The organism is Verrucomicrobiales bacterium, from assembly GCA_016793885.1.
GTDB lineage: Bacteria > Verrucomicrobiota > Verrucomicrobiia > Limisphaerales > UBA11320 > UBA11320.
In genome coordinates, this window is the sequence record JAEUHE010000204.1 from 1 (window position 1) to 6,329 (window position 6,329).

Annotated in this window: 5 protein-coding genes and 1 tRNA gene; 2 read left to right on the top strand and 4 right to left on the bottom strand. The window is 54.0% G+C overall.

Annotation, left to right across the window (positions count from 1 at the left end; translation table 11 throughout):
• The coding region (locus JNN07_23660; protein ID MBL9170750.1) for a hypothetical protein at positions 1 to 181 on the bottom strand (181 nt) is incomplete at its 3' end.
• Positions 182 to 716: 535 nt separating this feature from the next.
• Between JNN07_23660 and JNN07_23665 the strand changes: the two genes are divergently transcribed.
• Positions 717 to 3,161, top strand: coding sequence for a hypothetical protein (locus tag JNN07_23665; GenBank protein ID MBL9170751.1), 2,445 nt, complete (start codon positions 717 to 719; stop codon positions 3,159 to 3,161).
• Positions 3,162 to 3,172: 11 nt separating this feature from the next.
• Here JNN07_23665 and JNN07_23670 read toward each other — a convergent pair whose 3' ends face one another.
• On the bottom strand, positions 3,173 to 3,511 hold the full coding sequence (locus JNN07_23670; GenBank protein MBL9170752.1) for a hypothetical protein: 339 nt from the start codon (positions 3,509 to 3,511) through the stop codon (positions 3,173 to 3,175).
• Positions 3,512 to 3,724: 213 nt separating this feature from the next.
• On the opposite strand from JNN07_23670, the gene JNN07_23675 reads away from it, so the two are divergent.
• Positions 3,725 to 4,909: an ATP-binding protein gene (locus JNN07_23675; protein MBL9170753.1), complete on the top strand. Its 1,185-nt coding sequence runs from the start codon at positions 3,725 to 3,727 to the stop codon at positions 4,907 to 4,909.
• Between the two features lie 250 nt (positions 4,910 to 5,159).
• Here the strand turns inward: JNN07_23675 and JNN07_23680 are convergent.
• Together JNN07_23680 and JNN07_23685 are read right to left on the bottom strand one after the other, a co-directional pair.
• Positions 5,160 to 5,274, bottom strand: a tRNA-OTHER gene (locus JNN07_23680).
• Between the two features lie 73 nt (positions 5,275 to 5,347).
• Complete coding sequence (locus JNN07_23685; protein ID MBL9170754.1) at positions 5,348 to 5,488, bottom strand: hypothetical protein; 141 nt, start codon at positions 5,486 to 5,488, stop codon at positions 5,348 to 5,350.
• Positions 5,489 to 6,329: the final 841 nt, after the last annotated feature.

The window sequence follows — 6,329 nt, forward strand, 5'->3', positions numbered from 1 at the left end:
CGTCTGGGTTCGGATGTTCCACCGACCAGTCCACCAGATTCTTAGAACGAGCCATCAGACCTCGATCGCCCAGAACTACGAATTCACCAGCCTCGTTGGAGTAAACGGCGTGCGGGTCCGCAGCGAAGATCTCAGGCTTCAGAACCTTCCAGGGCTCGGCACAGGTGCTCTGTAGGCTCATGGCCAGCCATATCCACATCATCAGCCAGTACCCGGCCGCACACGATCGCTCGTCACGTCGGCGGCAACACTCGCCAGGAGAATGCTTCGATGGATCGATAGATCCCAAGCAACCAAGGTAAGAACGACAACGATCCATGTTTGTCTTTCCCATATTCTTTTCTCCCGAGCCCCGACATCCATGTCGGGTTCTATCATGTTAGGTAAAATTACCTTGCATGATCGCCAGCGGATGGGAAGACGGTAGGCACCAGACCGCCCAGCTGTCCACTCCCTAAAATGTGGAATCCACAGAGCGGGCAGCCGAGGAAACACTGCCGAGATCCCTACGGTGGCACCTCGGCCCGTTCTGCAATCGCAATTAAGTCCGCAACAAGTGAGGCAACGAATCTTGGAGGGGAGATCTTGCGGTCTACCTAAGAGGCCATACCGCTGGGCTGATCGCCCCACTCCGACCAGGGTGCCGATAGATCACTCAACCTACTCAGTTGACTTGGCTGCAAAACAACTCATACCACTCTGGAAAGGGATCGACGATGAACGCATCAGGACACGAAGGACCAACTTGCACCAGCTTACTAACGGCGAAACTCGCTTGGGATCTTCATGCGCGCTTCTACAATGACCTGTCAGAATTCCAGGATGTCGAACCCGAAGCGATTCGCATCGTGACTCGGATCCTAGACCATGATCTCGAGGAAGGCAGTGGGTTTATCTGTCTCTCCGGGCTGAGGAGCCTGTCCATTGATCTCGCTCAGTCGCTAGGACTTTGCGACACATCCGGACTCGATTTGTCAGGTCTTGAAGATCTCTCTCCTGAGGTCGCCCACGCTCTCGCCCAGAATCCACATCAAACGTTGGATCTGTCCGGATTGCGCACGCTCTCTGTCGAATCTGCACTAGCTCTTTCCGCACATTCTGGCCCCTTGAACCTCTCAGGACTCCAAACAACGACGGAAGATCTCGCGTCCGCGCTCGCGCGACACACCGGCACGCTTCACCTCGGCGGCATTCGCTCGCTGACCAATGAGACCCTGCAAAAGTTAGCGGCAGGAACTGGCTCGCTGGTGCTCTCGGGCATCGTTCATCTTCCCCTGGAATCCCTTCCTAGCCTGGCGTCAAACCGACAGAGGCTGGATCTCTCCGGGCTAACCGAGTTACCGATGGCTGCGGCCAAGATCCTGTCACGCCCCGAATCGCCCGCTCAACTTCAGCTGAACGGCATCCAACGGCTAGATGAGGATTTAGCCGCCCTGCTGGCGCTTAGGACAGGAACAACGACTCTCGATGGCTGCGACCAAATTTCCGACGGTGCCTTTCATTTGCTGGCGCAGGCCGCGTCGCAACCAAACACCAAGTTTCGACTCTCGGGTCTCTCCGTCCTTAGCCAACCGAAGCTTCGTTCCCTGGAGCTACATCCGTCGGATCTGAACCTTACAGGACTGACCGTTGTAACCCCTGACTCCGCTGAGGCCCTGATTCGTACCCACCCCAACTTTTTGCTTTTCGAGAACCTGAATTATTTAAGTACTGAGGCAGCCTCCGTTTTATCTCGATATGCTGGCCACGGCATACACCCGAGTTTGCTGGATCGAATGCAGGAGGAAAACAGCGGCACAATCCCGGTTGTCGAGGATCTACACTCGACGATGGCGGAGATGGATCGTCGCTTTGGAATTTTGTTCCGATCGCTGAGTTCGATCACGCCTGAAGCGGCAGAAGCGCTGTGCCACGTTGACGGTTTGCCGATCGAGCTCAATTCACTGACAACGCTCTGTGAGAGGACAGCCTCGGCCATGGCCGCAGGTCACAGACACTGGCGTTTATGGGGGATCCGCGAGGTATCTCCCGAGACCGCCAGGGCAATCGCATGCTCTGAGTATCCACTGGACTGCAGCGGACTGACTTCCCTTTCCACCGATGTCGCCAGGGAACTGGCGAAATGCCGGTGGGGCCTGCAGTTGTCCAAGATCACCTCGCTCTCCACGGAAGAGGCTCGGGAACTCCGCAATTACCAAGGACCCTCACTTAATCTTTCCGGACTTTCTCATCTCGACACAGACACAGCTCGAGTGCTAGCGGAATATCCGGTCACGTTTCTGGAGCTCTGTGGTCCTGGGAAATTGTCTCTGTTGGGGCTCAACGCGCCCAAAGAATCGGTCCTGAACATTTTGCTGAGGAAGGAAAACTTAGACATCAGCCTAAACGGACTGACCGAACTCAGTCCGCATGTTGCAAGTCTCTGTGCGGACCGAGACATCGCTTCCTTGAATTTCCCTTCCACGTTGAGCCAACTGAGCGTAGAGGCAGCGGAGGCACTTGTTCTCCATCGAGGTTCGAACATCAGCGCACGGGAATACTGGAGCCTCAAGCTTCCTGGATTAACCGAGATCCCCGAATCGTTGGCGGAAGTGCTAAAACAATACCCCGGAGCGTTGATTCTGCCAGGAGTTCGCTCGCTCTCGGAAGCGTCGGCGGCCCATCTGGCCCAGCATACCGGCGCGGCTCTCGATCTGAGCGGCGTATCAGAGCTCTCGGATCGAGCACTCGAGTTATTAGCAACTCACCGGACACAGTTGCTGCTCCGCGGTCTGACAGGTCTGTCAATTTCGGGGGCCCGTGCGCTTGCGAGACATCCATATCCACTACATCTGCCGGGCTTAAAATGTCTTCAGGTTGAAGTTCTGGATTGTTTAGGCGAGCACCGAGCGAAATGGGACCGGTATGGACAGCATTGCTTCGGTGGCGATCGGGGGTTCTTCCTCAATTTGAACGGTCTGGAAAACTTTACCGATGAGTTTGCGGAAGCCATATCCAGACAGCCCGGCGGCACCCTCTTTCTCGGATTTGCCCACATCAGTGATCGTGCATTAAAGACACTAAACCGGATCGGTCTGCTGATGCTCAAGGCGATACCAGAGACCATTAACCGTTATTGTAAAATCCGAGCCCAGCTGCGGAAGCAGTCTCCTCACCCGTAGTTTCCACAAATTCAAACGAGGGCACTTTCTTGCGGCTTTACGGTAGTAGAGTAGTAGTGCAAAAGCTCGCCGAGCCTTTGACGATGGTGCACCGAACCTTGGGCGGGGAACTCCGCAAACTCAGGACGGATGATTTGGTTGTCGAGGGCCTGATGGTTTCGTTCCTGATGATAGTGTTCAACGAACTGAGAAACCGCTTCCCGCAAGGACGCGGTAACGAACCAACCTCGCGGGAGTCCACACCTCAGCGGTGAAGAAGTCGATGGCCGCTGCAGGCATTCGATGACTGCTTGCTGCCGGCGGTTCATCCACCCGGCAAAGCCAACCAGCAGAAACGACAACGGAGTCATCGGAGGAATATCCCTTTGCCGGTCGAAAATGACCGGCTTTGCTTTGGAACTGACAACTTCCACACCTCTCGCAATCTCCACAATATCAACTGATTCGGTCCTTTCGAATTTCGGACACTACGAGCAGGCGAAGGTTGATCCCTAGGTTGAGCATTTGTAACAAAATATACTCGATTTCAGGTATAATATTGTATAGATAGATATACATCAAACATGGACCCTATCAAGAATCCATTCGCACCCGGTGCGGGTTCGCCTCCCCCAGAGCTCGTCGGCCGAGATCCTATTCTTTCCCAAGCACGGGTTCTGTTAGGGCGAGTCAAAGCGAAGAAGTCGGAGAAGAGCATGCTGTTGACCGGGCTTCGGGGGGTAGGAAAAACCGTTCTGCTAAACGAGATCGAGCGCATTGCAAGCTCGCAGGGGTATCGCACCATCGCGATCGAGGCTCACGAAGACAAAACGCTCGGACGGCTGATCGCTCCATATCTTCGGACCGTTCTCTACGACTTGGACCGAGCCGCAGGGGTAGGAGACAAGGTGAAAAGGGGATTAGCGGTTCTAAGGAGTTTCATAGGGAGCCTCAAGGTTGAGGTAGGAGATGTTTCGTTTGGTTTGGACATCGACCCGGAAAAGGGAACCGCAGATAGCGGTGATATCGAAATTGATCTGCCCAATCTTTTTGTGGCGGTTGCCGAAGCTGCGGAGGAGAGAAAAAACGCGGTAGCCGTTTTGATCGATGAGGTTCAATACTTTAATCAGAAGGAACTAGGCGCGCTCATCATGGCCATGCACAAGGTGCAACAACGCCAGCTTCCCTTAGTGCTGCTAGGCGCGGGCCTGCCCATCCTTCCCGGCCTAGCTGGCGAATCCAAATCATACGCCGAGCGGCTCTTTAATTTCCCGGATATCGGTGCGCTTTCTAAAGAGGACGCTGCCAAGGCTCTACGCGAACCGGCGCAAGCGGCAGGGGTCGTGTTCGAAGCTCCCGCCCTGGCCGAGGTATTTCGTCTTACCAAAGGCTATCCCTACTTCCTCCAGGAATGGGGCTATCAGTCATGGAATCTGGCACAGGCAAGTCCGATAACTCAGCCCATCGTCGAAGCGGCCACGGAAAAAGTCATTCCCCGCCTCGATCAGAACTTTTTCCGAGTCCGCTTCGACCGCCTTACACCTAGCGAAAAGAACTTCCTTCGGGCCATCGCGGGTCTTGGTTCAGGTCCCCAACGGACAGGCGACATCGCCGATGCCTTGAGGGTCAAGATCAGCAGCTTAGGGCCGGTCCGAGCCAAGTTGATAAAGAAGGGGATGATCTATAGTCCCGCGCATGGAGACATCGCATTCACGGTACCGCTGTTCAACGAATTCATGCTGCGAGTGATCCCGCAATTCAAGCCCTAGAAACCCGCAACCCACCCCTTGAGGCAACCTCCAGGCAAAGGTGCGGAGGACGTTAGTCTCTCATGCTGATGGATCGCTCTCGCTGCTACTACATGACTTGAGCGATCGAAAACTGGTTGTGCAACGACGATCAGAGAAGGGCAGGACGGAAAACGTGCGGACGAGCAGGAGTAACTGAGCTGATGTGGCCCGCCCGCCGTCGCTCCTCGGAGGAGCTATGGCGTGGCATTTTTTGCATCGATGCAAAAAATGGAGCCAAAGAAGGGGATTGAACCCTTGACCTACGGTTTACGAATCCGTTACCGCCGTTCGGATGATTTCGCAAAAATCCGCTTAGCAGCTCGAAATCAGCCACTTGCTTCGGCATCCCATTTTTCACACCTCGAAGAAAAACGAAGATTACCGAAGCCGGACTGTCTGATATTGTCTGATACCTTCTCAGGCGAACCGCTCAGGAAGGTTGCTTACCAACCCCGTTGAAAGCTCGAAATAGGAGGGGAGCACAATGGATCGTCGAGACGGACTGGGCAGCCTCACTTTGAAGGCTCCGGTATATCGCCTTCGTTTCGTCTTGCTCATGGTTCTATTGGGTTCTCATGCCCAACGAATCCCGAAAAGTCTAACTTTCTAACTGATCCGGATTTCCGTGTCCATTGCGGTCTTTTCCGTTTGGCTTTCATTGTGTGTCGCTGTGGTTTGGGTTTATCACCCACACCCTTTCGCCACAATCATAGCTTAGCTCCGGGGTCGGCCTCAAAACCAGACACCGGCATTTGCTAATTTGGGCATTTTCTTGGCAGTCTTTTTTGGACATGTCATCGAAACATAACACGCACAATTCTTTGACAAGATTAAAGGTTTCTGCAAGTCGAAAAATATCGAAAAATATCGAGGTTGGTGTCGTTGACTAGGACAACCTTCGGGCACTCGCCACTGAACTATCATTCTCCCTTGTCGCGGTGAAAGCAAAGCAGGACAAAATCTGTAGTTAGCAAAGCAGGACAAAGATAGGGATGAGCACCAATGGCACCGGCCCTCCGGCCAGTCTTTGAGGGAAGTCGGAGCGTAGCGAAGACGACCGAAAAGACTGGCCGGAGGGCCGGCTTCGCCGGGTAAGGTCTGTCGCTCTGAAAAGTATCAACAACTCCTCCACCGGCATCCCAGCCGTTTTGTTCGTCATGTTCTTAAAGCTTTTCGCGAAAGCACTTTGACGGCTTCCCAAGCGGCTAAACAACTTGGCGTCTCCCGCAGCCGTCTTTACGTGCTCTACAGTGGCTATCTATAGCGATTGCCAAAAAAGATTTCCGAAATAGTTGAAAATAAAACTGGTACTTTTTGCCGGGTTATGGTTGAACCTGAGTGTTGCGCGCGCTCGAGGTACATCCGAATGCTGAGAACGCCACCCTAGAAGAACTAGCGG

Excerpts from the sequence above, each read along its gene's own strand:
- JNN07_23675 (MBL9170753.1), top strand. The coding sequence starts at position 3,725 with ATGGACCCTATCAAGAATCCATTCGCACCCGGTGCGGGTTCGCCTCCC.
- JNN07_23665 (MBL9170751.1), top strand. The coding sequence starts at position 717 with ATGAACGCATCAGGACACGAAGGACCAACTTGCACCAGCTTACTAACG.
- JNN07_23685 (MBL9170754.1), bottom strand. The coding sequence starts at position 5,488 with ATGAGCAAGACGAAACGAAGGCGATATACCGGAGCCTTCAAAGTGAGG.
- JNN07_23670 (MBL9170752.1), bottom strand. The coding sequence starts at position 3,511 with ATGACTCCGTTGTCGTTTCTGCTGGTTGGCTTTGCCGGGTGGATGAAC.